General features: G+C 58.2%; 24 protein-coding genes. 10 read left to right on the top strand and 14 right to left on the bottom strand.

What is annotated here, in order from left to right; genetic code table 11:
- Positions 1-7: 7 nt before the first annotated feature.
- Positions 8-1,057 carry a cell division protein ZipA gene (gene zipA / locus BBB56_RS07915; RefSeq protein ID WP_123800421.1) on the bottom strand — a complete coding sequence of 350 codons (1,050 nt, stop codon included), beginning with the start codon at positions 1,055-1,057 and terminating at the stop codon, positions 8-10.
- A gap of 218 nt (positions 1,058-1,275) precedes the next feature.
- Between zipA and cysZ the strand changes: the two genes are divergently transcribed.
- From cysZ to crr, 5 genes are all read left to right on the top strand, one after another.
- Positions 1,276-2,043 carry a sulfate transporter CysZ gene (gene cysZ, locus BBB56_RS07920; RefSeq protein ID WP_123800422.1) on the top strand — a complete coding sequence of 256 codons (768 nt, stop codon included), beginning with the start codon at positions 1,276-1,278 and terminating at the stop codon, positions 2,041-2,043.
- Between the two features lie 142 nt (positions 2,044-2,185).
- On the top strand, positions 2,186-3,157 hold the full coding sequence (gene cysK, locus BBB56_RS07925; RefSeq protein ID WP_123800423.1) for a cysteine synthase A: 972 nt from the start codon (positions 2,186-2,188) through the stop codon (positions 3,155-3,157).
- 387 nt (positions 3,158-3,544) lie between these two features.
- Entirely contained in the window at positions 3,545-3,802 is a 258-nt protein-coding gene (gene ptsH, locus BBB56_RS07935; RefSeq protein ID WP_007889063.1) for a phosphocarrier protein Hpr, read from the top strand.
- Positions 3,803-3,961: 159 nt separating this feature from the next.
- Complete coding sequence (gene ptsI / locus BBB56_RS07940; RefSeq protein WP_123800424.1) at positions 3,962-5,689, top strand: phosphoenolpyruvate-protein phosphotransferase PtsI; 1,728 nt, start codon at positions 3,962-3,964, stop codon at positions 5,687-5,689.
- A 42-nt stretch (positions 5,690-5,731) separates the two neighbouring features.
- Complete coding sequence (gene crr / locus BBB56_RS07945) at positions 5,732-6,235, top strand: PTS glucose transporter subunit IIA (RefSeq protein WP_123800425.1); 504 nt, start codon at positions 5,732-5,734, stop codon at positions 6,233-6,235.
- 227 nt (positions 6,236-6,462) lie between these two features.
- Here crr and BBB56_RS07950 read toward each other — a convergent pair whose 3' ends face one another.
- The 11 genes from BBB56_RS07950 to BBB56_RS08000 form a co-directional block, all read right to left on the bottom strand.
- Positions 6,463-7,830: an ATP-binding protein gene (locus BBB56_RS07950; protein ID WP_123800426.1), complete on the bottom strand. Its 1,368-nt coding sequence runs from the start codon at positions 7,828-7,830 to the stop codon at positions 6,463-6,465.
- Positions 7,827-8,507: a response regulator transcription factor gene (locus tag BBB56_RS07955; RefSeq protein WP_123800427.1), complete on the bottom strand. Its 681-nt coding sequence runs from the start codon at positions 8,505-8,507 to the stop codon at positions 7,827-7,829. The genes BBB56_RS07950 and BBB56_RS07955 overlap by 4 nt, the downstream gene beginning before the upstream one ends.
- Before the next feature lie 153 nt (positions 8,508-8,660).
- Positions 8,661-9,542, bottom strand: a complete 882-nt coding sequence (cysM, locus tag BBB56_RS07960; protein WP_123800428.1) for a cysteine synthase CysM — start codon at positions 9,540-9,542, stop codon at positions 8,661-8,663.
- A 74-nt stretch (positions 9,543-9,616) separates the two neighbouring features.
- Complete coding sequence (gene cysA, locus BBB56_RS07965; protein ID WP_123800429.1) at positions 9,617-10,705, bottom strand: sulfate/thiosulfate ABC transporter ATP-binding protein CysA; 1,089 nt, start codon at positions 10,703-10,705, stop codon at positions 9,617-9,619.
- Positions 10,695-11,567, bottom strand: a complete 873-nt coding sequence (gene cysW, locus BBB56_RS07970; RefSeq protein ID WP_123800430.1) for a sulfate/thiosulfate ABC transporter permease CysW — start codon at positions 11,565-11,567, stop codon at positions 10,695-10,697. The genes cysA and cysW overlap by 11 nt, the downstream gene beginning before the upstream one ends.
- On the bottom strand, positions 11,567-12,403 hold the full coding sequence (gene cysT / locus BBB56_RS07975; RefSeq protein ID WP_123800431.1) for a sulfate/thiosulfate ABC transporter permease CysT: 837 nt from the start codon (positions 12,401-12,403) through the stop codon (positions 11,567-11,569). The genes cysW and cysT overlap by 1 nt, the downstream gene beginning before the upstream one ends.
- Complete coding sequence (locus BBB56_RS07980) at positions 12,403-13,419, bottom strand: sulfate ABC transporter substrate-binding protein (protein WP_123800432.1); 1,017 nt, start codon at positions 13,417-13,419, stop codon at positions 12,403-12,405. The genes cysT and BBB56_RS07980 overlap by 1 nt, the downstream gene beginning before the upstream one ends.
- A 190-nt stretch (positions 13,420-13,609) precedes the next feature.
- Positions 13,610-14,506 carry a Dyp-type peroxidase gene (locus tag BBB56_RS07985; RefSeq protein WP_123800570.1) on the bottom strand — a complete coding sequence of 299 codons (897 nt, stop codon included), beginning with the start codon at positions 14,504-14,506 and terminating at the stop codon, positions 13,610-13,612.
- 81 nt (positions 14,507-14,587) lie between these two features.
- On the bottom strand, positions 14,588-15,205 hold the full coding sequence (locus BBB56_RS07990; RefSeq protein WP_123800433.1) for an RpoE-regulated lipoprotein: 618 nt from the start codon (positions 15,203-15,205) through the stop codon (positions 14,588-14,590).
- A 64-nt stretch (positions 15,206-15,269) separates the two neighbouring features.
- On the bottom strand, positions 15,270-15,731 hold the full coding sequence (locus BBB56_RS07995; RefSeq protein ID WP_123800571.1) for a DUF2919 family protein: 462 nt from the start codon (positions 15,729-15,731) through the stop codon (positions 15,270-15,272).
- A complete protein-coding gene (locus tag BBB56_RS08000; protein WP_033753728.1) occupies positions 15,727-16,152 on the bottom strand; it encodes a GNAT family acetyltransferase in 426 nt (141 codons plus the stop codon). The genes BBB56_RS07995 and BBB56_RS08000 overlap by 5 nt, the downstream gene beginning before the upstream one ends.
- 209 nt (positions 16,153-16,361) lie before the next feature.
- Between BBB56_RS08000 and amiA the strand changes: the two genes are divergently transcribed.
- Both amiA and hemF read left to right on the top strand, forming a co-directional pair.
- Positions 16,362-17,225, top strand: a complete 864-nt coding sequence (amiA, locus tag BBB56_RS08005) for an N-acetylmuramoyl-L-alanine amidase AmiA (protein ID WP_123800434.1) — start codon at positions 16,362-16,364, stop codon at positions 17,223-17,225.
- A 33-nt stretch (positions 17,226-17,258) separates the two neighbouring features.
- Entirely contained in the window at positions 17,259-18,161 is a 903-nt protein-coding gene (gene hemF, locus BBB56_RS08010; protein ID WP_123800435.1) for an oxygen-dependent coproporphyrinogen oxidase, read from the top strand.
- On the opposite strand, the gene maeB is transcribed toward hemF, so the two are convergent.
- Positions 18,156-20,435, bottom strand: coding sequence for an NADP-dependent oxaloacetate-decarboxylating malate dehydrogenase (gene maeB / locus BBB56_RS08015; RefSeq protein WP_123800436.1), 2,280 nt, complete (start codon positions 20,433-20,435; stop codon positions 18,156-18,158). The two genes, hemF and maeB, sit on opposite strands and share 6 nt — an antisense overlap.
- 371 nt (positions 20,436-20,806) lie before the next feature.
- On the opposite strand from maeB, the gene tal reads away from it, so the two are divergent.
- From tal to ampH, 3 genes are all read left to right on the top strand, one after another.
- Positions 20,807-21,757: a transaldolase gene (gene tal / locus BBB56_RS08020; RefSeq protein ID WP_123800437.1), complete on the top strand. Its 951-nt coding sequence runs from the start codon at positions 20,807-20,809 to the stop codon at positions 21,755-21,757.
- A gap of 68 nt (positions 21,758-21,825) precedes the next feature.
- Positions 21,826-23,826 carry a transketolase gene (tkt, locus tag BBB56_RS08025; protein WP_123800438.1) on the top strand — a complete coding sequence of 667 codons (2,001 nt, stop codon included), beginning with the start codon at positions 21,826-21,828 and terminating at the stop codon, positions 23,824-23,826.
- A gap of 145 nt (positions 23,827-23,971) precedes the next feature.
- Positions 23,972-25,141: a D-alanyl-D-alanine-carboxypeptidase/endopeptidase AmpH gene (ampH, locus tag BBB56_RS08030; RefSeq protein ID WP_123800439.1), complete on the top strand. Its 1,170-nt coding sequence runs from the start codon at positions 23,972-23,974 to the stop codon at positions 25,139-25,141.
- Here the strand turns inward: ampH and BBB56_RS08035 are convergent.
- Positions 25,138-26,205, bottom strand: coding sequence for a DUF1176 domain-containing protein (locus tag BBB56_RS08035; RefSeq protein ID WP_123800440.1), 1,068 nt, complete (start codon positions 26,203-26,205; stop codon positions 25,138-25,140). The genes ampH and BBB56_RS08035 overlap by 4 nt on opposite strands.
- Positions 26,206-26,352: the final 147 nt, after the last annotated feature.

Below are 26,352 nucleotides of genomic sequence, written 5' to 3' on the forward strand. Positions count from 1 at the left end.
GCCTGGCTTATTCCTGGGCTTCAACAACCTCGCGAATGCGGGTTTTATAGGTTTCCAGCTTCTGCGGCGTCATCATGCGGCGCTCATCGTCCAGCACGACGCCGCCCACATCGTCAGCAATACGCTGCGCCGACTGTAGCATCAGCTTGAAGTTTTGGTTCGCATCGCCGTAGGAGGGCACCATCATAAAGATAGAGACGCCTGGCGTGGAAAAATCAGACATCTCATCCGGATTGAACGAGCCGGGCTTGACCATATTGGCCAGGCTGAACAGCACCGGGCCGCTGCCTGCCGGGCTGAGATGACGATGGAAGATGTTCATTTCACCAAACTGGAAGCCTGCCTGCAAAATGCCCTGAAGCAGCGCCTCGCCGTTTAGCGTGCCGCCGGTATGGGCGGCGACATGCAGCACCAGCACTGCCTCTTTCGGCTTGCTGGCGGCTTTGGGCGCGTCCTGACGCACAGGCGCAGGCTGTTCCGGCTGATGATGAGCGGGCTGCTGCGGCTGGTGATGAGCAGGCTGCTGCGGCTGCGGCTCGGCCTGAAACTCCGGCTCAGGCTGCGCCGCTTCCAGCGGATCGGCCTGAATCGGCTGCGCAGGGGCGAAGCGCGGCGCAGGCTCCTGCGGCGCAGCAGGCTGAGCGGGCTGTGGCTGAGGCTGAGGCTGCTGCGGACGCGGCTGTTGTGGCTGAGGCGTCAGCAGCGGGTCGTTTTCAGGCTGAGGCTGCGGACGCGCAGTCTGCTGACGCGGCGCCTCTGCCGTCGCGCTGAAAGCAGGCGCGTCGTCCTGCTGGTCATCGCGCAAATGATCGATACGCGGCTCCTGATGCTGGTAAGGCCGCTCGTGGCGCACGCGCACCTCGCCGACGCCCTCTTCTTCGTCGTCGGTCAGATTGTCTTCATCATCGCGCTGTTCGCGCTGCTTGAGCCGTTTGTGCGGGCGATCGCGGAACACTGACGAGCGCTCTTTACGGCTGGTCCACAGTCCGTGAAGGAGAAGCGCTATAATGGCGATCGCGCCAACAACGATTAATATCAGACGCAAATCCTGCATCATTGTATTCTCTGTTGTTCCAATACCTTGCCACCGCGGCAAACTTTATCCTCTAACTGTATTTGCCCAGCTAAACAAGTGCAAGCTCGTGCAGTATTTTCTGACAAATAAGATAGTCACCCCACGTTTTTTTGCTGTTTTTTCACACAATCGCCTCATGGTCAGGAGAAAAAGCCAGGTTATCATGGGCGCGCCTGATTATTTTCTGGAGAGATGCCTGTATGGCCCAAGACAATACTGTCTCACGTTACAACGGCGTGCACTATTTTAGCGAAGGATGGAGACTGGTTCGTCTGCCCGGCATCCGGCGTTTTGTCATTATTCCGCTGCTGGTCAATATCCTGCTGCTGGGCGGCGCGTTTGTCTGGCTGTTTTACCGTCTGGGCAGCTGGATCCCTCAGCTAATGGCGCAGATTCCCGACTGGCTTCAGTGGCTGAGCTATCTGCTCTGGCCGCTGTCGGTGATCTCTATCGTACTGGTGTTCAGCTACTTCTTTTCTACTATTGCCAACTGGATCGCCGCGCCCTTTTGCGGCCTGCTGGCGGAACAGCTGGAAGGCCGTCTGACCGGCCAGCCTTTACCGGACAGCGGCTGGCTGGGAATGCTGAAAGATGTGCCGCGCATTATGAAACGCGAGCTGCAAAAGCTTGGCTACTATCTGCCGCGCGCGCTTGGCCTGCTGCTGCTCTATTTTATTCCGGGCTTCGGGCAGACGGTCGCGCCGGTGCTGTGGTTCCTGTTCAGCGCCTGGATGCTTTCAGTGCAATACTGCGACTATCCCTTCGATAATCATAAAGTCAGCTTCCAGCAGATGCGCATTGCGCTGCGCCAGCACAAAACGGCCAACATGCAGTTCGGCGCGCTGGTGAGTTTGTTCACCATGATCCCGGTGCTTAACCTGGCCATTATGCCGGTGGCGGTATGCGGCGCGACGGCGATGTGGGTCGATCGCTATCGCCAGCAACTGGGACGTATTGAGCTACGCTAGTACTCATCAGGACGCCTTATGCATTTTTTTACAAGGCTTATTGCGTGGGGACATATAGATATGCGTTTTCTTTCCTTCCGCCCGTAAACAGAAAGGGTATGCTCTGAGGGTTCCCAATAATTCATACAGTTAAGGACGGGCTATGAGTAAGATCTATGAAGATAACTCTTTGACAATTGGTCATACGCCACTGGTTCGACTGAACCGCATCGGTAACGGCCGCATTCTGGCGAAGGTAGAATCCCGTAACCCGAGCTTCAGCGTAAAATGCCGTATCGGTGCCAATATGATTTGGGACGCAGAGAAACGCGGCATTTTGAAACCCGGCGTTGAGCTGGTTGAGCCGACCAGCGGCAACACCGGCATCGCGCTGGCCTATGTGGCGGCGGCGCGCGGCTACAAGCTGACGCTGACCATGCCGGAGACCATGTCTGTTGAGCGACGTAAGCTGCTGAAAGCGCTGGGCGCCAATCTGGTGCTGACCGAAGGGCCGAAAGGCATGAAAGGCGCTATCGCTAAAGCGGAAGAGATCGTTGCCAGCGATCCAGACAAGTACGTGCTGCTGCAACAGTTCAGCAATCCGGCCAACCCGGAAATTCATGAGAAGACCACCGGTCCTGAGATTTGGGAAGACACTGACGGCGCAGTAGACGTATTTATTGCTGGCGTCGGCACTGGCGGTACGCTGACCGGCGTCTCCCGCTACATCAAAAACACCAAAGGCAAAAAAGAGCTGATTACCGTGGCCGTAGAGCCGACCGACTCACCGGTTATCGCTCAGGCGCTGGCAGGCGAAGAGATTAAACCCGGTCCGCACAAGATTCAGGGTATCGGCGCGGGCTTTATCCCCGGCAACCTGGATCTGGATCTGGTGGATCGCGTCGTCGCTATCACCAATGAAGAGGCCATCAGCACGGCGCGTCAGCTGATGGAAGAAGAAGGCATCCTGGCCGGGATCTCCTCTGGGGCGGCCGTTGCGGCAGCGCTGAAGCTTCAGGAAGATGAGTCCTTCGCCAACAAGAACATCGTGGTTATCCTGCCCTCTTCCGGGGAGCGCTACCTCAGTACCGCGCTCTTTGCCGATCTTTTCACCGAGAAAGAGCTACAGCAGTAAGTTTTGCGTGCGAAAATGCTGAAAAAAGCACCCGAACGGGTGCTTTTTTGTGGTGCAGATCTCACTTTCGTTACCCCCCAGATTGATTTCAGTGACTCAGCTCTGGTATTTAAGCTGCCAATTATTTCGGTGCCTGAAATTAATCAGCCTTTGAAGTGGATCAAGCTGAATCGATTTACACATTTGGCGATACGGCGAATCACGGCATAATTAGCAGCTGAAGCGCTCGACATGGATATTGACCCTTCATCTGGAATGACGCAGTTATGCAAGCGCATTTATTGGTCAGCGTCAGGCTATACCCGCGCACCTACACAGGCTAAAGTTACGGCTCCAGGCTAGACTTTAAGTCCATAACACCAAACCTGATAACGTTGGGGAAACAGAATGTTCCAGCAAGAAGTTACAATCACCGCACCTAATGGTCTTCACACTCGCCCTGCTGCGCAGTTTGTTAAAGAAGCAAAAGCGTTCCAGTCAGAAATCACCGTTACCTCTAATGGCAAATCCGCCAGCGCCAAGAGCTTGTTCAAACTACAGACGCTGGGCCTGACTCAGGGTACGGTTGTGACGCTTTCCGCAGAAGGCGAAGATGAGCAGCAGGCTGTGGAACATCTGGTTAAACTGATGGCTGAGCTGGAGTAATCCAGTCAGCTTTTGCTGTATACCGACTCCTTTGCCCCATTGAGTGCAAACATCTTGATCGCGGACAACTTGTCCGCGTTATCACATCCGTAGAGTACAGCTCCCGCGACAATGGCAATGCATTGGGTCAAAGAGCCATCGTGATTAAAAGGTAGGGTTATGATTTCAGGCATTTTAGCATCACCAGGTATCGCTTTCGGCAAAGCTCTGCTGTTGATTGAGGATGAGATCGTCATCAACCGCAAGAAAATTTCTGATGACCAGGTTGATCAGGAAGTAAAACGCTTCCTTGATGGCCGCGCTCAGGCTGCGCAGCAGCTGGAAGCCATCAAAGTTAAAGCGGGTGAGACGTTTGGTGAAGAGAAAGCAGCCATCTTCGAAGGCCACATCATGTTGCTGGAAGACGAAGAGCTGGAGCAGGAAATCATCGACCTCATCAAAAAAGATCACGCGTCAGCCGACGCCGCAGCCTATTCCGTGATCGACGGTCAGGCGAAAGCGCTGGAAGAGCTGGACGACGAGTACCTTAAAGAACGCGCCGCTGACGTTCGTGACATCGGCAAACGTCTGCTGCAAAACATCCTCGGTCTGCACATTGTTGACCTGAGCGCAATCCAGGATGAATCCATTCTGGTGGCGAAAGATTTAACCCCGTCGGAAACGGCGCAGCTAAACCTGAAAAAGGTGCTGGGCTTTATTACCGATCTGGGCGGCCGTACCTCACACACGTCGATCATGGCGCGCTCGCTGGAGCTGCCGGCGATTGTAGGCACCGGCAATGTCACCGCGACAATCAAAAACGGCGATTTCCTGATTCTGGATGGCGTAAACAACAAAGTTTACGTTAACCCCTCAGAGAGCGAGCTGGAAGAGCTGAAAGCCGTTCAGACGCAGTATCTGAGCGAGAAACACGAGCTGGCTAAACTGAAAGATCTGCCGGCGATTACGCTGGATGGTCATCAGGTTGAAGTTTGCGCGAACATCGGTACCGTGCGTGACGTCGCAGGCGCCGAGCGCAACGGCGCTGAAGGCGTCGGTCTCTACCGTACCGAGTTCCTGTTTATGGATCGCGACTCGCTGCCTACCGAAGAAGAGCAGTTTCAGGCGTACAAAGCCGTTGCCGAAGCCGTCGGCTCGCAGGCGGTCATCGTGCGTACCATGGACATCGGCGGCGACAAAGATCTGCCTTACATGAACCTGCCGAAAGAAGAGAACCCGTTCCTCGGCTGGCGCGCTATCCGTATTGCCATGGATCGCAAAGAGATCCTGCACGCTCAGCTGCGCGCTATTTTACGCGCTTCCGCCTTTGGCAAGCTGCGCATTATGTTCCCGATGATCATCTCTGTGGAAGAAGTACGCAGCCTGAAGGGCGAGCTGGAAATCCTCAAGGCGCAGCTGCGCGAAGAAGGAAAAGCCTTCGACGAGAGCATCGAAGTGGGCATTATGGTGGAAACACCGGCTTCTGCGGTTATTGCGCGCCATCTGGCAAAAGAAGTGGACTTCTTCAGTATTGGAACAAACGACCTGACACAGTATACACTGGCTGTCGATCGCGGTAATGATCTGATTTCTCACCTGTATAATCCGATGACGCCGTCGGTGCTTGGCTTAATCAAGCAGGTGATTGACGCGTCTCATGCCGAAGGTAAGTGGACCGGCATGTGTGGTGAGCTGGCTGGTGATGAACGTGCTACACTACTGTTACTGGGTATGGGGCTGGACGAATTTAGTATGAGTGCCATTTCAATCCCAGGGATTAAGAAAATCATTCGCAATACTAATTTCGAAGATGCGAAGGCTCTGGCGGAGCAGGCTCTGGCTCAACCAACAGCAGAAGATCTGATGAACCTGGTCAACAAGTTCATCAAAGAGAAAACGCTCTGCTGATCCACGAGACGCTGGCCCAACAATACTGTTTAGGAGAAGAATATGGGTTTTCTTGACAAGCTTTTTGGCAATAAATCAGAAAGCACATCTGGGACGATTGATATTGTTGCGCCTCTGTCAGGCGAGATCGTAAACATTGAAGACGTACCGGATGTAGTATTTGCCGAAAAGATCGTGGGCGACGGCATCGCTATCAAACCCACCGGCAATAAAATGGTAGCGCCGGTAGATGGGACTATCGGTAAGATTTTCGAAACCAACCATGCGTTTTCAATCGAGTCTGACAACGGCATTGAGCTGTTTGTGCACTTTGGTATTGATACGGTAGAGCTGAAAGGCGAAGGCTTTAAGCGTATCGCCGAAGAAGGCCAGAAGGTCAAGAAAGGCGACGTAGTGATCGAGTTTGATCTGCCGCTGCTGGAAGAAAAAGCGAAATCTACGCTGACGCCTGTGGTTATCTCCAACATGGACGAGATCAAAGAGCTGATTAAGCTTTCTGGTCAGGTTACCGTTGGCGAAACGCCGGTTATCCGCATCAAGAAGTAACGGATTCAGCGAAGAGAAACGGCACCCTCAGGGTGCCGTTTTTTTTAGCTATTCGGTCCCGGCGGCGCAGGCGACGGGAAGCGACAGCAAGGCCGTCGGGCGCGTCACTACCCTTATCGGGCCTGAGACACGCCCGTTATCACGCGAGACGCGCGCGCCTGGCCGTTTTACCCCTGCTGCTGTTTTTCTGCGATCCCGCTCTGATAGCGCGGCGCTGAAAGAAAAAGCTATGCTCTTTCCCTCTGCGACTGCCAGCGCGGCAAACGGATAGTCAGTTCCAGCCCACCCTCAGGCCGGTTTACCGCATGCACCTCGCCATGATGCGCCAGCACCACCTTCCGCACGATCGCCAGCCCCAGACCATAGCCCTTGCCCAGCAGCGGCGAGTTCACCCGCACAAAGGGATCGAAGATGCTGGACAGCTTCTCATTATCCACGCCCGGTCCCTGATCGCGCACGCGGATCGCCAGCCACTGCTGCTCCGCCCTCAGGTTAACCTGAATATGCTGACCGGGCAGCGAGAAACGCAGCGCATTGCGCAGTACGTTTTCCACGCCGCGACGAATCAGCTCGGCGTTGCCGCGCACCGTATAATCTGTGCTCTCATCAACCTGAAAATCGACCTGCACGCCGGGGATCTGCGCCTCGTAGCGCACGTCAGTCACCACCGCATGCACCAGACCGGTCAGGTCGAAATACTGTTCATCGGGGATGCTTTCATGTTCGGCCCGCGATAGCGTCAACAGCTCGCCAATCATTTTATCCAGCCGCCGCGCCTCTTCATCAATGCGGTCCAGAGAGGCGTTAACACTCTCCGGCGTCTGGCGCGCCAGGCCGGTCGCCAGCTGCAAGCGCGCCAGCGGCGACCGCAGCTCATGGGAAATGTCATGCAACAGCTCTTCGCGCGCGCGCACCAGCGTATCGAGCCGTTCAACCATGGCGTCGAAGGCTTCCGCCACGTTAGACAGCTCATCATGACGTTTGCGCATCATCGGAAAGAGCCGCACGCTGAGATCGCCGTTCGACACGCGCGTAAATCCTTCGCGCAGCTGGCGCATTGGCCGCGTCAGGTTCCACGCCAGCAGCAGACTGAACAGCAATCCCACCGACCCGGCAAACATAAACATGGGTTCAGGGATATTCAGAATGCGACGCGGCCCGTCCATTCCCATCGAGCTGTCTTCGCGCAGCCCTTTGACGTTGTAACGCAGTTCATACTCTTTGCCATCCGCGCCCTTTACCCAGCGCACAATGACGTCAGGGAATTTTCCTTTGAACGGTGGATTAAAGCTCTCCGGCAAGGATTCAGCGCTGGCGGCGCGCGCGTGTTGGATCACGGAAAAGAACTGACGATCGTTAGGCTCCCAGTCCGCCATCATATCTTCCAGCGCCGCCGGCCCACCGCGCTCCAGCATCGAGACGGCGGACGCCATCTGCAAATTTACAATGCGGCGCGTGGCGATAATCTCCGGCGGCTCATGGCGATTGCCGGCGATATTGAAGCCGAGCCAGAGTAGCTGACTGATGATAACGAACACGATCCAGAAGCCAATAAGGATCTTCCAGAACATACGCCCACGATAGTTTTGTCTCATCGAATGCGATAACCGATACTGCGCACCGTTTCGATATTAATGCTGTCAGCGGTCAGCGCGGCCAGCTTCTGGCGAATATTGCTGATATGCACATCGACGCTGCGATCGTAGGCTTCGCGCGGACGCCCCAGCCCTTTTTCCGACAGCTCGTCTTTCGACACCACGCGATCCGGCGCGCGCATCAGCAGATCCAGCAGATTAAACTCTGATGCCGTCAGATCGAAGGCTTTGCCCTGCCATTCGGTAATGCGCGTGGCGGGATTCAGCGTCAGTTCGCCCCAGTGCAGCACGTCCTTTTTATCCGGCAGCGGCGCCTGCTCCTCAAAGCGACGCAGCACGGCCCGCAGGCGCGCGACCAGCTCACGCGGATAGCAGGGTTTTGGCACATAGTCGTCCGCTCCCATCTCCAGCCCGATAACGCGATCGATATTGTCGCCTTTCGCCGTCAGCATGATCACCGGCAGGCGGCTGTTTTGTCGCACCTGGCGCAGCACATCAATACCGCTCATATCCGGCAGCATAATATCGAGGATCATGGCGGTGTATTGTCCGGAAAGGGCGCCGTCAATTCCCGCGCTGCCGGTTAAAACCAGCTGAGTTTCAAAGCCTTCCGCAATAAGGTACTGGCTGAGCATGGTGCCCAGCTCTACATCATCATCAACTAACAAAATTTTCATGGTGTTCTCTCGCCTGAATTGTCGCTATTTTGTCCTGAGCGGACGCCGGACGCAGCCGATTTTACGCGTTCCTTACAGATTCGACGTCAGAAGATGCTCTGGAGGACTATAGACACATTCGGCCCGCTAGTCCGGGCCGAAGCAGCAAGAGGGTTACTGATAGACGCCGGTAGAGAGATAGCGATCGCCGCGATCGCAGACGATGGCGACGATCACGCTACCCGGCTGCGCCTGAGCGATGCGTAACGCGCCCGCCACTGCGCCGCCGGAGCTGACGCCGCAGAAAATGCCTTCGCGCCTTGCCAGCGCGCGCATAGTCTCTTCCGCTTCAGACTGTCCCATATCCATCACCTCATCCACCAGTTCGGGGCGATAGATGCCGGGCAGGTAGGCCTGCGGCCAGCGGCGAATGCCAGGAATGGCGCTCCCCTCTTTCGGCTGCAATCCCACAATCTTTACGCTGCTGCTTTGTTCTTTCAGGTAACGGCCAACGCCGGTAATGGTGCCGGTGGTGCCCATGCTGGAGACAAAATGGGTCAGCCGTCCGGCGCTCTGCTGCCAGATTTCCGGGCCGGTCGTTTGATAGTGGCCAAGGGGGTTGTCAGGGTTATTGAACTGATCGAGCACATGCCCTTCGCCGCGCGCCATCATGCTCAGCGCCAGGTCGCGCGCGCCCTCCATGCCCAGCTCACGGCTCACCAGCACCAGCTCAGCGCCATAAGCGCGCATGGCGTCCTGCCGCTCTTTGCTCATATTTTCAGGCATCAGCAGGCGCAGCGCATAGCCTTTCATCGCGGCGATCATCGCCAGCGCGATGCCGGTATTGCCGCTGGTCGCTTCAATCAGACGATCGCCCGGCGCAATCTCGCCGCGCAGCTCGGCCTGATGGATCATCGACCAGGCGGCGCGATCCTTGACCGAGCCTGCGGGATTATTGCCTTCCAGCTTGAGCCAGATTTCACTGCCGTTGGCAGGCGTCAGGCGCTGGAGTTTGATCAGCGGCGTATTGCCGATAGTGTTATGCAGAGTGGTCAAGATGCGTTTCCCGGCGAACAAAGCGAGCAAAAAAAGGGCGGGAACCATCCCACCCGCTGTCGCGTGAGAAAATATCAGGCGCTTTCGGCGAAGGCAACAGCCCGCAGCGGCGTGGCACCCTGATAGAGTCGCGCCTGTTGCAGGCCAACAAACAGGCGTTCCCCGCGCACCGGCGCGCTTTTTTCACCGTCGAACACCAGTGAGAAAGGCTCGCTCTGCCAGCCAGTCGGCTGTACCACCAGCTGCCAGAAGTGGCCGCGCGGGCTGACTTCCAGAATGTGTACCGGCAGCGGCGTCTCCAGGCTGCTCTGACGGGAAACATCAATTTCCCACGGACGCAGAAACAGCTCGACCTCGCCCTGATGCGCCGGCGTATAGCCCAGCGGCCAGTGATGCGCGCCGACGTGGAACTGCGAACCGTGGATCTCGCCGTCGAAGCGGTTCACTTCGCCGAGAAACTCCAGCACAAAACGGGTAGCGGGATCGCGCCACACCTCATCCGGCGTGCCGACCTGCTCGATATTGCCCTGGCTCATCACCACCACCCGGTCGGCAACTTCCATCGCCTCTTCCTGATCGTGCGTCACGAACACGCTGGTAAACTTCAGCTCTTCGTGCAGCTGGCGCAGCCAGCGACGCAGCTCTTTACGCACCTGGGCATCCAGCGCGCCGAACGGCTCGTCGAGTAGCAGAATTTGCGGCTCCACCGCCAGCGCACGCGCCAGCGCCACGCGCTGTTTCTGACCGCCCGACAGCTGTGCCGGATAACGGTTCGCCAGATGCGCCAGCTGCACCATTTCCAGCAGACGGGTTACGCGCTGTTTGATTTCGGCGCCAGAGGGACGCTCGCGGCGCGGCAGCACCGTCAGGCCGAAAGCGATATTGTCGAACACCGTCATATGGCGGAACAGCGCATAGTGCTGAAACACAAAGCCAACCTGACGGTCGCGCGCGTGCAGCGCGCTAACATCTTTATTGTGAAAGCGGATCTGTCCGCTGTTCTGATGCTCCAGTCCGGCGATAATACGCAGCAGCGTGGTTTTTCCGGAACCGGACGGACCCAGCAGCGCGACCATCTGACCAGAAGGAATATCCAGAGAAATATCGTTCAACACCGGGGTGCGACCGAAAGATTTATTGATCTGATTAATCTCAATGCTCATGATTTTCCTCCTGTTGCAGGCGATGCTGCTGTTGCTCTAAACGCCACTGCAACACACTTTTCAGAAACAGCGTCACAATTGCCATCAGGGTCAGCAGCGCGGCGGCGGTAAACGCGCCCACGACGTTGTAGTCCTGATGCAGTAATTCAATTTGCAGCGGCAGCGTGTAGGTTTCGCCGCGAATCGATCCCGATACCACCGAGACCGCGCCAAATTCGCCCAGAGTACGCGCGTTGGTCAGCACCACGCCGTACAGCATCGCCCAGCGGATGTTCGGCAGGGTAACGCGGCGGAACATCTGCCAGCCGGACGCGCCCAGCAGCACCGCCGCCTCATCTTCGTGGCTCCCCTGACTCAGCATCAGCGGCACCAGTTCACGCACCACAAACGGACAGGTCACGAACACGGTAGCCAGCACCATGCCGGGCCAGGCGAACATCACCTGGATGTTATGCGCGTCCAGCCAGCTCCCTGCGGTTCCGTTAACGCCCCAGAACAGCAGATACATCAGACCAGCCACCACCGGCGACACGGCGAAGGGAATATCAAACAGCGTCAGCAGCAGTTGACGCCCAGGGAAATTAAAGCGCGTGACCAGCCAGGCGAGCAGCGTGCCGAACACCAGATTGACCGGCACGGTAATCAGCGCCACCAGCACCGTTAGCCAGATAGCATGCAGCATGTCGCTGTCGGCAAGATTCTGGAAGGTAACGCCTAGCCCCATCTTCAGCGCTTCGTAGAAGATGGAGACCATCGGCACGACCAGCAGCAGCAGGGAGAACAGCACGCCGACGCCAATCAGCAGCCACTTGCCCCAGTTGACCGGCTGGCGGTCGGCGTTGATGTGTGAAATATCGGCCATTAGTGACCTCCCAGTCTGCGGCCAAAGCGGCTTTGCAGCGTGTTAATGGCAAACAGCAGCACCAGCGACGCAGCCAGGATCACCGACGCTATCGCGCTGGCGGCCGGATAGTCGAACTCCTGCAAACGCACAAAAATCATCAGCGAGGTGACCTCTGTTTTCCAGGCGATATTCCCGGCGATAAAGATAACCGCGCCAAACTCGCCGATGCTGCGCGTAAAGGAGAGCGCCGTGCCTGCCAGCAACGCAGGCGCCACTTCCGGCAGCACCACGCGGCGGAAGCTCTGCCACGGGGTCGCGCCCAGGGTTTGCGCCGCCTCTTCATATTCCGGTCCCAGCTCTTCCAGCACCGGCTGCACGGTACGCACCACAAAAGGAATGCTGGTAAAGGCCATCGCTACGGCGATGCCGAGCCAGGTATAGGAGACTTTGATGTCGAAAGCCTGGTAAATCCACTCGCCGTACCAGCCATTCACCGAGAACAGACCGGCCAGCGTCAGGCCCGCGACCGCCGTTGGCAGCGCGAACGGCAGATCCACCAGCCCATCCAGCAGCGTGCGGCCAGGAAAACGGTAGCGCGTTAAAATCCACGCCATAATCATGCCGAATACCGCATTAAACAGTGAGGCCACGCCCGCCGACAGCAGCGTGACTTTGTAGGCCGCCACCAGCTGTGGATTGCTGATCACGTCCCAGTACTGCGCCAGCGTCATCTGCGACAGCTGCATCAGCAGCGCGCTAATCGGCAGCAGCAGGATTAAGCAGGTGAATAACAGGCTGGTGCCGAGACTCAGGCCGAAGCCAGGCAAGACGCGTTTCTGACTTAACGCAAACATTATCCACGCCCCGCTGATAACAGTTGATCCAGCTCGCCGCCGCTGGCGAAGTGGGTTTTCATGACGTTCTCCCAGTTGCCGAACTGATCTTCCACGCGAAACAGCTGCGTTTGCGGAAAGCGATCTTTGTGCGCATTCATCAGTTCAGGGTTGTTCACGCGATAATAGAAATCGGTAATGATCTGCTGCGCCTGCGGCGTGTAGAGATAGTTGAGATAGGCTTTCGCCGCGTCGCCGGTGTTATTGTGCTCGACGTTTTTGTCGACCCACGCCACCGGGAACTCGGCGAGAATATCGGTTTTCGGCACCACAACCTCGTAATCATCCTTGCCGTACTGGTTACGGATGTTGTTCACCTCGGATTCAAAGCTGATCAGCACGTCACCCAGACCCCGCTCGGCGAAGGTCGTGGTCGCCCCGCGGCCACCGGTATCGAACACCTCAACGTTCTTAAGAAACTTCGCCATAAAGGCGCGGGTTTTCGCCTCGTCTCCGCCGTTGCTCTTGCTGGTCGCGCCCCAGGCCGCCAGCCAGGTATAGCGGCCGTTGCCGGAAGTTTTAGGATTTGGAAAAATCAGCTTCACGTTGTCGCGGCTTAAATCAGCCCAGTCGTGGATCTGCTTTGGATTGCCTTTACGCACCAGGAAGGCCATGGTGGAGTAAAACGGCGAGCTGTTGTTCGGCAAACGGCTTTGCCAGTCGGCCGCCACCAGATTGCCTTTATCGTGCAGCACCTGAACGTCGGTGACCTGGTTATAGGTCACCACGTCGGCACGCAGCCCTTGCAGGATCGCCAGCGCCTGTTTTGAAGAGCCAGCATGCGACATTTTAATGGTAAGTTTGTCGTCGGGATGGCTGGCATCCCACTGTTTTTCGAAAGGCGCATTCAGGGCGACAAACAGCTCGCGCGCGACATCGTACGAGCTGTTGAGCAGTTCGGTGGCATTCGCCGCGCCCGCAAGGCTGAGCGACAAGGCGATACCGCCAACGATATTTTTCATCGTTCTTTTAGTCATTGGGCACCCTGAGAAAACATAAGATCTGGCTCCCGCCAGCCGTTAGCCCAGTGTATTTATAACCCCACGAAAAGCAGTAGCGGTTTTATATATCGTTTGATGATTTCAAAGTCGAAAATGGCATAAGACGCTGCAAGAGTTTATGCCTGAAACGGAAAAGCAACGGGCCGTCGAACGCGGCCCGAAGAGATTATAACGCCTGCAACTGCGCCAGAGAGGGCGCATAGAAGTAGCTGCCGCTGACCGGTCTGGTGAAACGCAGCATGGCGTCGAACTTGCCGTCGCGCTCGCCGAACATGCTCAACAGCTGCTGTTCAATGTTGTAGAGCCGCGCCGCATAGGCGATAAAGTACAGACCGTTCTTACCGCTGGCGCTGCCGTAGGGCAGACTCTGGCGCAGAATTTTCAATCCTTTGCCCTCTTCTTTCAGATCGACGCGCGCGACGTGAGACGTCGTCAGACGCGCCTCGCCTTCCAGCTCCTGATTATCGGCTTTGGTGCGACCGATAACGGCCTCCTGCTTCTCCACCGCCATGCGGTTCCACACCTTCAGATTGTGCTCCCAGCGCTGGGTAAAAACGTAGCTGCCGCCTGCATCCACGCCGTCAGCAATAATGGCCACCGCTTCGCGCTGTTCGCCCTGCGGGTTTTCGGTGCCGTCCACGAAGCCGGAGAGATCGCGGTCTTCTGTCCAGCGAAAGCCCTGCACTTCTTCCTGCACGCTGATGGCATCGGCAAAAGCGGCGACGGCCGCCTGCGCCAGGGAAAAATTGACGTCGTGGCGCAGCGACTGGATATGGATCAGCAGATCGCGCTGAGTCGCGGGCGCAATACCGTTGCCCAGCGGCTGAAAATCCTTCAGCGCCGGCGCGCTGTCGCCGCGTTTCATATCGCGCCACAGCGCATCGCCAAACGCCACCACTGCGCCGAGACCCGCATCGGGAAAGCGCTGCTGGAGCGCGGTAAGCTGAGTAAGAAACGCCTGAACGCCGGCGCGCAGCGCCGCGCTGTCACCCTGAACGCTGGCTTCCAGCCAGATAGCAAAACGGCGGTGTTCCAGCAGGATCCCGCTCTGATAATGAGCCATGCTCATGCTCTCCGATATAATCTGATTTTCGCCGGTATCATACCGGAAAGCCTTTATGCGCTACGCCTTGTTTTTAAAGGATTAACGCTGCCAGATGATTTTGCTCAATTTCCAGCTTTTTAGCACGTCATCCGACGGCATCAGGCCGTCCGGGCCGTGCCAGTCGCCGCTGTAGACATAAGAGAGGTGCTGGCTGCCCGGCGCGCGGCACGCCACATCATGGTTATTGCCCCCGCCCGCCAGCTTGCAGTTATTAAAAGCTTTACTGAATTTGTCGCTAAAGGCGTCACCGATTTTGCTGCCATCCTGCGCGGCAATGCGGCTGTCGGTGACCTCAATGCGCTCTACGCTGCTGCGTCCGCTGATTTGCATTTTCACCTCTCCGTCGTCCAGCGCCTGCCAGAACGCCACCACATCGCCGTTCTCGCTGCGCATGCCCTGACGCAGCTTATAGTCGCCGTTCAGGCCGTCGCTGATGGCGCTTTCGCTCATGGCGGTGGCGCTGCCGACGCCGCCGACGCCCTGTTCCGTCGCGGTCAGCGATGAGCCGAACCAGTTCCACGGCAGCGCCGATGACCAGTGATAGCTCAGCGGGTTATACCAGCTGACGTCGGAATCAGAGGAAGAGGCGGCGCCGGAGCTGGCGCAGCCGCTGAGCAGCGCCGCGGCCACCAGCAGGGAATAAGGTAAAGCTTTCATCAAAACTCCTGTTAATACGGTGCCGACTGGCAGAACTCATTGGAGTCGCCCGGCGCAAAAAAGTTTATTCCATTAGCTGATGTTCCTGCCGAAAACAGTCGCGCAGCCTGGCATTGAGCAGCAGCCACGTCAGCGCCAGCCCGTCGAACAGCGTCAGCAGCAGCGGCCAGGGGGACGTCAGCAGATCTCCTGCCGCAAAGGAGATGCCCTGCCACGCCAGATTCACCGCCAGCGACAGCGCCAGCACCCAGCGCCAGGCTTGCCACAGGCGCGGCCAGCGCGAACGATAGCCGGTCAGCAGCAGGCCTGCCAGCGCAGGCGCGCCGAGCATTAGCCCAAGCCAGAATGCCTGTCGATCGGGATAGAACAGCCCCAGCAGATCGCTGCCCTGCTGGCGCGACGCCCCCGCCATTATCAGCAGCAGCCAGGTTCGCGCCAGCAGCAGCAGGATAAGCCAAAAAAGAAACGGCAGCCGCAGCTGCCCTTTCGCATCATATTCATCCGGCAAATACTTCACCGCATTAATACTCCCGATCCTCAATCAGCCGCTTACCGAGCAGCACTGAATCAACCGGTTCATATTCCAGCTTCTCGTAAAACGCCACCACCTGATCGTTCTCTTCTCGCACCATCAGGTTGATTTTGGGGCAGCCGCGCGCGATCAGCTTTTTCTCCAGCCGGTTCATCAGCGCGTTGGCGAAGCCGCGCCCCTGATAATCAGGGTGCACCGCCAGATAGTAGGCGGAGCCGCGATGCCCGTCGTAGCCGCCCATCAGCGTGCCGACCACTTCGCCGCCCACTTCCGCTACCAGAAACAGATCCGCGTCATGGTTCATCTTGCGTTCGATATCCAGTTCCGGATCGTTCCACGGACGTAACAAATCGCAACGCTCCCAGAGCGTAATCACCTCTTCGAAATCTTCCTGGCGGAAAGCGCGAATTTCCATTGTATTTATCCTGCAATAAGCTCAATTCGCTGATTATCACGCATTCCGGGCCGCGCGCAACCCTGGTTAGCGCAGCGTGGAACAAAAAGCGGTAATTTTTCTGTTAGCAACCTGACATACAAAGTAATGCGCTGAAAGGATTGCGCTGTCGCAGCGAACAAAACGTTACGATATAACACTGGGCACAATTTTCTCTAACGGGCCTGCACATGCAAAAACTCTCTCTGCTTAAGCGACTGACGAATCGCCGTCAACTGCTGCTCTCCGGCCTGGCGCTGGCTATCCTGTCGCCGCGGGCGATCCAGGCGAAAGAAGAGGACGCCGCTCTGACAATGCGTTCGCGACACGCGAAGCCTGCGCCGCAGAACAACGGCAAACGTATCGTGATGATCGATCCTGGTCACGGCGGCATCGACTCCGGGGCAGTGGGCAGCGAAGGCTCAGAAGAGAAACATGTGGTGCTGGAGATTGCCGGTCACGTTCGTCAGCTGTTGCAGGACCATCCGCGCATCGACGTGCGGCTGACCCGCGACAGCGACCATTTTATTCCGCTTTATCAGCGCGTTGAAATTGCGCACCAGCACGGCGCCAGCCTGTTTATGTCTATCCACGCCGACGGTTTCACCAGCCCCGATGCCAGCGGCGCCTCGGTATTCGCCCTGTCAAACCGCGGCGCGAGCAGCGCGATGGCGCGCTATTTGTCGGATAAAGAGAACGCCGCGGATAAGGTTGGCGGCGCGAAAGTCGAACAGCAGGATCACTACCTGAATCAAATTTTGTTCGATCTGGTGCAGACCGATACGATTCGCAACAGCCTGACGCTGGGCAAACATGTGTTAGATCAGATCCGCCCGGTGCACCATCTGCACAGCGAACACACCGAGCAGGCCGCGTTCGCCGTGCTGAAATCGCCGTCAATTCCGTCGGTGCTGGTCGAGACTTCCTTTATTACCAATCCGCGCGAGGAGAAGCTGCTTGGCACCACCGCGTTTCGCCGCACCATCGCTACCGCTATCGCTGGCGGCATTACTCGCTACTTTGATGAGTACGATCGCCGCAATGGTCAGGTATAATCGCGCCACATTTTTTGCCATGAGCCAGATGTTATGCCCGATATTTCCCGCGTTAAAGCCTTTCTGCTGAACCTGCAAGAGACACTCTGTAATCAACTGGCGGCGGCCGACGGCGGCGCGCAGTTCGCCGAAGACAGCTGGCAGCGTCCAGGCGGCGGCGGCGGTCGCAGCCGCGTGCTGCGCGACGGCGCGGTGTTCGAGCAGGCGGGCGTTAACTTCTCGCACGTTCATGGCGATCAAATGCCGGCTTCGGCCACGGCGCATCGTCCTGAGCTGGCAGGCCGCAGCTTTGAGGCGATGGGCGTATCGCTGGTGATCCATCCGCGCAACCCCTACGTCCCGACCAGCCACGCCAACGTGCGCTTTTTTATCGCCGAAAAGCCGGACGCCGACCCGGTGTGGTGGTTCGGCGGCGGGTTCGATCTGACGCCCTATTACGGCTTCGAAGAGGATGCGGTGCACTGGCATCAGACCGCGTTCGATCTCTGCCAGCCGTTCGGCGATGACGTTTATCCGCGCTACAAGAAGTGGTGCGATGACTACTTCTATCTGAAACACCGTGACGAACAGCGCGGCATTGGCGGGCTGTTTTTCGACGATCTTAACGTGCCGGACTTTGAGACCAGCTTTCGCTTTATGCAGGCGGTGGGCAACGGCTTTCTTGACGGCTATCTGCCGATTGTGGAACGGCGCAAGGCGCTGCCCTGGGGCGAGCGCGAGCGTCAGTTTCAGCTCTATCGTCGCGGTCGCTATGTGGAATTTAATCTGGTGTGGGATCGCGGCACGCTGTTTGGTCTGCAAACCGGCGGCCGCACCGAATCGATATTGATGTCGATGCCGCCGCTGGTGCGCTGGGAGTATGACTATCAGCCAGAGCCGGACTCGCCGGAAGCCGCGCTGACGCGCGACTTTTTACCGGTGCGCGACTGGCTATAGCGGCGCGGTCTGCGCTTCGACTACGGCCAGCGCCACCATATTGACGATACGCCTGACCGAGGCAATACGCGTCAGCACATGAACCGGTTTGCTGATGCCCATCAGCACCGGGCCGACGGTGACGCCTTCCGAACTGGAAACGCGCAGCAGGTTGTAACTAATGCGCGCCGCTTCCACGTTAGGCATGATCAGCAGGTTCGCCGCGCCTTTCAAAGGGCTGTCCGGCATCAGCTCGCGGCGGATGTTTTCAACCAGCGCCGCGTCGCCGTGCATCTCGCCGTCAACTTCCAGCTCCGGCGCGCGGCGCTGAATAATCGCCAGCGCTTCGCGCATCTTGCGCGCTCCCGGCGCGTCAGAGGTGCCGAAGCTGGAGTGCGACAGCAGAGCGACGCGCGGCTCAATGCCAAAACGCCGCACCGTTTCCGCCGCCAGCAGCGTCAGGTCGGCCAGCTGTTCCGGCGTAGGGTCCTCGTTAACGTAGGTGTCGGTAATAAAGGTATTGCCGCTCGGCAGCAGCAGCGCATTCATCGCGCCCGCGACCTTGACGTCATCGCGCAGCCCGAACACTTTTTCCACCACGTCATAGTGCTCATGGTAATCGCCGATGGTGCCGCAGATCATCGCGTCCGCTTCGCCGCGATGGACCATAATGGCCCCGATCAGGGTGGGATTGCCGATGACCGCGCGCTGCGCCTGCTCCGGCGTCACGCCCCGCCGCTTCATCATCTGGTAATACTCATTCCAGTACGCTTTGAAGCGGGGATCGGATTCGTTGTTCACCACGTCGAAATCTTTGCCTGCCTCAATTTTCAACCCCTGCTTCTGCAGGCGCATAGCGATCACGTTGGGACGCCCAATCAGTACCGGCCGCGCCAGCCCAAGCGTTACCAGCTCCTGCGTCGCGTGCAGCACGCGCACTTCCTCGCCTTCCGCCAGCACCACCCGCTTCGGCGCTTTGCGCGCCTGGGAAAAGATCGGTTTCATAAACAGATTCGTTTTATAAACGAACTCGGTGAGCCGCTCGCGATAGGCGTCGAAATCGGCGATGGGCCGGGTCGCCACGCCGGATTCCATCGCGGCGCGCGCCACCGCGGGCGCGATCTGCACGATCAGGCGCGGATCGAAAGGTTTAGGGATCAGGTACTCCGGGCCGAAGCTTAAATCCTGGTCATCATAGGCTGATGCGACCACATCGTTCTGCTCCGCCTGCGCCAGCGCGGCGATGGCGTGCACGGCGGCCAGCTTCATCTCCTCGTTGATGCTGGTCGCGCCGACGTCGAGCGCGCCGCGAAAAATAAACGGGAAGCAGAGCACATTGTTGACCTGGTTGGGAAAATCAGAGCGTCCGGTGCAGATAATGGCGTCAGGCCGCACCGCCTTCGCCAGCGGCGGCATTATCTCCGGCTCAGGATTCGCCAGCGCCAGAATCAGCGGATCGCGCGCCATCTTCCGCACCATCTCTGGCGTCAGCACGCGCGGCCCGGAACAACCGAGAAAAATATCCGCGTTCCCGATCACCTCTTCCAGCCGACGCGCGCCGCTATCCTCGACCGCATAGGCCGCTTTGGTCGGCGTCATGCCCGCGTCGCGATTGCGGTAGATGACCCCTTTTGAGTCGCACACTACAATATTGCGCTTCTGCAACCCAAGCGCCGTCAGCAGATTAAGGCAGGCAATCGCCGATGCGCCCGCGCCGGACACCACCAGCCGCACCTCGCTTATCGCTTTATCCACAATGCGTAGTCCGTTCAGCACCGCAGCGGTACAGATGATGGCCGTGCCGTGCTGATCGTCATGAAACACCGGCACCGACATGCGCTGCCGCAGCTGCTGCTCAATGTAAAAGCATTCCGGCGCTTTAATGTCTTCCAGATTGATGCCGCCGAAGGTCGGCTCCAGCGCCGCGATAACGTTGATCAGGCGATCGGGATCCTGCTCGTCGATCTCAATATCAAACACATCAATTCCGGCGAACTTTTTAAACAGCACGCCTTTGCCTTCCATAACGGGTTTGCCCGCCAGCGCGCCAATATTACCCAGCCCCAGCACGGCGGTGCCGTTGGAGATCACCGCCACCAGATTGCCGCGGGCGGTGTATTTATGGGCCGCCAGCGGGTCCTCAGCGATTTCCAGACAGGGCGCGGCGACGCCGGGCGAATAGGCCAGCGCCAGATCGCGCTGGGTAGCCAGGGGTTTAGTGGGCGAAACCTGAATTTTGCCGGGAGTGGGATATTGATGAAAGTCCAGCGCGCTCTGCTTGAGTTGATCGTCCATTGTCGGTTCCTTTTGTCAGCTTCTGTGCGCAAGTAGTATAAAAGTTAGCCAGCGCGGAAAATGCTGGAGCGATCGCGATAAAGCCGTTTCGTACCGGAGAAAAACCAGGTCGGAATGTGCGGTTCGTCCGGCAGAACCCGCCAGTTCTGCTAACCTTTGTGATGCGCGATTTTCGCTCTCCGGCTCGCTGACAGGATGTTGCAGCACGCTCGCCCTGTTTGACGTTACGCTGTTTTCGCCGCGCGGAGCACGATGAGTTCAACCCATCGCAATAATCAGAAAAAGAGTATTTTCATCACCGAACGCCTGATGCACTGTGTTGCAGGGTGAAATCATTCGCAATAAAGAATTGCTCATCAAGGAGTTAAAAGATGAACCAGCTAGACGCACTAAAACAGTTCACCACCGTCGTGGCGGACAGCGGCGATATTGAATCTATTCGTAATTACCATCCTGAAGACGCCACCACCAACCCTTCTCTGATTCTGAAAGCCGCGGGTCTCGAAGGCTATAAGCACCTGATCGACGACGCCATCAACTATGCGAAGAAGCAAGGCGGCAGCAAAGAGACGCAGATTATCAACGCCAGCGACAAAGTGGCGATTAACCTCGGTATGGAAATCCTGAAGAGCGTACCGGGCCGTGTTTCGACCGAAGTGGATGCGCGCCTCTCTTTCGATCGTGGCATGTGTGTGACCAAGGCGGAAAAACTGGTTCGCCTGTATGAAGAGCACGGCATTGACCGCTCTCGCATTCTGATCAAGCTGGCGTCAACCTGGGAAGGCATCAAGGCCGCTGAAGAGCTGGAGAAAAACGGCATTCACTGCAACCTGACGCTGCTGTTCTCCTTCGCCCAGGCGCGCGCCTGTGCCGAAGCGGGCGTATTCCTGATTTCGCCGTTCGTGGGTCGTATCTATGACTGGTACAACAGCCGCAAGCCGCTGGACCCGTATGTGGTTGATGAAGATCCGGGCGTGAAATCCGTTCGCCGCATTTATGACTACTACAAAAAGCATCGCTATAACACCATCATCATGGGCGCGAGCTTCCGTAAAGTTGAACAGATTATCGCGCTGGCGGGCTGCGACCGTCTGACCATCTCCCCGAACCTGCTGGAAGAGCTGCAAAACAGCGATGCGCCGGTTGAGCGTAAACTAGAGCCTTCCACCGAAGGTTTCCACCAGCCTGCATCGCTCTCTGAAGCCGAGTTCCGCTGGGAGCACAACCAGGATCCGATGGCGGTAGAAAAACTTTCCGACGGCATCCGTCAGTTTGCTGTCGATCAGCAGAAACTCGAAGACGTGCTGGCCGCACGCCTGTAGTTTTTGCCTGTTTAATTTCGTCGGGCGGGTCTCCCGCCCGCACTTCTGCTCAACGAAGGGAGAACCCTATGTCATCACGCAGAGAGTTGGCGAACGCGATTCGTGCGTTAAGTATGGATGCGGTACAAAAAGCAAACTCCGGTCACCCAGGCATGCCGATGGGCATGGCAGACATCGCCGAAGTGCTGTGGCGCGACTACCTGAAACACAACCCGACCAACCCGGCCTGGGCCGATCGCGACCGTTTTATCCTCTCTAACGGTCACGGCTCGATGCTGCTCTATAGCCTGCTGCACCTTACCGGCTACGATTTACCGATGGAGGAGCTGAAAAACTTCCGCCAGCTCCACTCTAAAACTCCCGGTCACCCGGAAATCGGTTACACGCCCGGCGTGGAAACCACCACCGGTCCGCTGGGCCAGGGTCTGGCCAACGCTGTCGGTCTGGCCATCGCCGAACGCACGCTGGGCGCGCAGTTCAACCGTCCGGGCCACGACATCGTCGACCACTTTACTTATGTGTTTATGGGCGACGGCTGTCTGATGGAGGGCATCTCCCACGAGGTCTGCTCGCTGGCGGGCACGCTGGGTCTCGGCAAGCTGATCGGCTTCTACGATCACAACGGCATCTCCATTGACGGCGAAACCGAAGGCTGGTTTACCGACGACACCCATAAGCGTTTTGAAGCCTACAACTGGCACGTCGTCGGCGAAATCGACGGCCACGATGCCGAGGCGGTCAGCCGCGCCATAAAAGAGGCGCAAAGCGTGACCGACAAACCGTCGCTGATCATCTGCCGCACCATTATCGGCTTCGGCTCGCCCAACAAAGCCGGGAAAGAAGAGTCCCACGGCGCGGCGCTGGGCGACGCGGAAGTGGCGCTGGCGCGTAAAGAGCTGGGCTGGACCTCCGCCCCGTTCGAAATCCCGCAGAATATTTACCAGCAGTGGGACGCCAGAGAGGCAGGCGCCGAGCGCGAACGCGCCTGGAATGACAAGCTGGCCGCCTACAAACAGGCGCACCCGGAACTGGCGGAAGAGTACCAGCGCCGCATGAACGGCGAAATGCCCTCAACCTGGGAGAAGGAGACGCACAAGTTTATTAGCGAGCTCCAGGCCAATCCGCAGAAGATCGCCAGCCGTAAAGCGTCGCAAAACACGCTGGAGCACCTGGGTTCTCTGCTGCCGGAGCTGCTGGGCGGCTCAGCCGACCTTGCGCCAAGCAACCTCACCATCTGGTCAGGCTCTAAGCCGATTAAAGAGGATCCGGCGGGCAACTATATTCACTACGGCGTGCGGGAATTTGGCATGACCGCCATCGCCAACGGCATCGCCCACCACGGCGGCTTTGTGCCCTACACCGCGACCTTCCTGATGTTTGTCGAGTATGCGCGTAACGCCGCGCGTATGGCGGCGCTGATGAAGGCGCGTCAGATCATGGTCTATACCCACGACTCTATCGGTCTCGGTGAAGATGGTCCGACGCACCAGCCGGTCGAGCAGCTCGCCAGCCTGCGTCTGACGCCTAACTTCAGCACCTGGCGTCCCTGCGATCAGGTTGAAACCGCGGTGGCGTGGAAAGCGGCGATCGAGCGCCATCACGGGCCGACCGCGCTGATCCTGTCGCGCCAGAACCTGTTACAGCCGGAGCGTAGCCCTGCGCAGGTCGAAAATATCGCGCGCGGCGGCTATATCCTCAAGGACTGCCAGGGCACGCCAGACATCATCCTGATTGCGACCGGTTCGGAAGTCGAAATCACGCTGGGCGCGGCGGAGAAGCTGACCATCGACGGGCACAAGGTGCGCGTGGTCTCGCTGCCGAGCACCGATGTGTTTGACAAGCAGGACATCGCCTACCGTGAGTCGGTGCTGCCGACGACGGTGCGCGCGCGCGTCGCCGTCGAAGCGGGCATTGCTGATTACTGGTTCAAGTATGTCGGCATCGACGGCAAAATCGTCGGAATGACCACCTTCGGCGAGTCTGCGCCCGCCGGTAAACTTTTCCCTGCCTTTGGCTTCACCATTGAAAACGTGGTGGCGCAGGCGGAATCGTTACTCAAGCCCGCGTAATGCTTTGGCCCTTCCCCGCGCCGTGGGAAGGGCTTTTCACTTCACAGCCTGAAACAGAAAAAAATCGCTTCAGCCCCCTTCTCCCCCTCAGCAAACGCATTACTATAGGATCTTTCCCTGATTCCTCTAGCCGGATGCTTTCCCGTTGAAAAAACGTACGCCCTATCTACTGGCCCTTATGGTTTCCCTGCTGCCGTTAGCAGGCAAGGCGCAGATCGCGCCCGATCCCCTGCTCTCTTCCCAAATCGTTGACCGCTATGCTGAACATATTTTTTACGGCAGCGGCGCCACCGGCATGGCGCTGGTGGCGATCGACGGCAACCAGCGCGTGTTCGCCAGCTTTGGCGAAACGCGACCGGGTAATAATATTCGCCCGCAGAAAGACTCGCTGATCCGTATCGCCTCGCTCAGCAAACTCCTGACCAGCGAAGTCATGGTAAAGATGGCGGAGCGCGGGCAGCTGCGCCTGGACGATCCGCTCAGCAAATACGCGCCGCCGGGCGTCCGCGTTCCGAGCTATGCGGGTCAGCCGATTCGTCTGATTAACCTTTCCACCCATACCAGCGGCCTGCCGCGCGAACAGCCCGGCGGCAAACCGCATCGCCCGGTCTTTGTCTGGCCGACACGCAGCGATCGCTGGAGCTGGCTGGCTAACGCGAAACTCAAGGCCGCGCCGGGCACCTGGGCCTCCTACTCCAACCTGGGCTATGACCTGCTGGGCGATGCGCTGGCGCGCGCCGCTGGCATGCCCTATCCGGCGCTGCTTCAGCAGTTGATTACCCGCCCGCTGGGCATGAAAGACACCACCTTTACCCCCTCGCCAGAGCAGTGCGATCGCCTGATGGTGGCGGAAAAAGGCGCCAGCCCCTGTAACAATACGCTGGCGGCGATCGGCAGCGGCGGCGTCTACTCAACGCCGGATGATATGGCGCGCTGGATGCAGCAGTTCCTGAACTCAGATATTAACCCGCGTTCGCCGCAGGTCGATCGCATGCAGACGCTGATCTACCGCCGCAGTCAGCTGGCGAAGGTGGAAGGCATGGATGTGCCAGGCAAGGCCGATGCGATTGGCATGGGCTGGGTCTATATGGGACCCAAAAACGGTCGTCCCGGTATTATTCAAAAAACCGGCGGCGGCGGCGGTTTTATTACCTATATGGCGATGGTGCCGCAGAACAACGTTGGGGTATTTGTCGTGGTCACGCGCTCGCCGCTGACGCGCTTTACCGCCATGAGCGACGGCGTTAACGATCTGCTGGCCGAACTGGTCGGCAACCAGAACGGTTCGCCGATGATGGTGCAGGCTATTCCTTAAGGCGACGCTGACGGCGGCGACTGGGACACCCATAGCGTGGGCCAGTCGTCGCTGCTGTGCCAGGCGTCGCAGGTCGACTCTTCCGCATACTCCGCCAGGGTGAAATCGGTGCCGTTAAAGCGCCAGCGCGTGGCGGAGCCGCAGTCGCCCAGTCCCCGCCCCTTGCTGAAGGTATAGAGCTGCCCCGTGCTGGCATCATAGTCCGCATTAATCAGCTCCAGCTGACGTTCGCCGCGCGGCGGCGTAAACGGCAGCGTCAGACTAATGCCGCGCGCGACGTAGGGCGCAGTGCGCGTCACCTCAAAAGCCAGGTCGATAACGTTATAGGCGCCCATTTCGCAGCTCACCATCAGCAGCGCTTTGCTGTCGGTCAGCGGCGCGACGTTGACCTCGCGCCGCATCGGATCGAGCGAGCAGGTATCGGTATTCAGCCGCCAGGTGCCATAGTCCAGCAGGCCGCTGGTCTCTTCGCGAGTCAGTGCGGCAGGCGGCCCGCCCGGCCCGGCTAACCGGGGCGCGGGCGGCGCGGGCGGCACATCCCACAGCGCGCGGGAGCCGCGCTTTATCCAGGCGCTCATGCCGTTTACCCTGCCTTGAATGTCATCCATCAGCAGCAGCGCGGCCTTCAGACCATGCAGCGAAATAGCGGCCTGTGCATTGTAGGTCAGCTGGATGGCGTCCGCGTCGAGGATTTGCGCCAGAAACTCATCAATGGCGATGGCGTTGCCGGTGGCGAGATGATGGGGTTCAACCGTCCAGTGTTTGAGATCGGGACGCAGCCGACGCTGATCCAGCAGCAGGTTATCCTGTAGCGGCGCGCCGGGTACTTCGCCGCTATAGGCGCTGCCGTAGTCAATACGCAGCAGCGGACGATCGTCAACGCCGGCATGGCGGGCAATGGTCATTACCAGTCCTTTATCGCCGGGTATATTGCGCGCAACGCAAAACCCAACGTTATTACAGGTCACCTGCCAGTCGGAAAACGACTTTTGCAGTGGTTCTGCTTTAACGCAGGCGACGTAAAGAAAAGGTAGTGCCAGCAGTGATTTCGTCCAGGTCGACATCAATAAAAACGGTCCCCAAAATCTCAGAGTGGAGATGATAGCGCAACGGCCGGACATCAGGTGGGCCGAAACTGTGACCACGTCCAGAAAGCGCACCTGACTGCTGAAAAAGCATACGACAATGCGGTATGGCGTCAGGGAAATCAC

The organism is Candidatus Pantoea deserta, from assembly GCF_003813865.1.
GTDB classification, from domain to species: Bacteria; Pseudomonadota; Gammaproteobacteria; order Enterobacterales; family Enterobacteriaceae; genus Pantoea; species Pantoea deserta.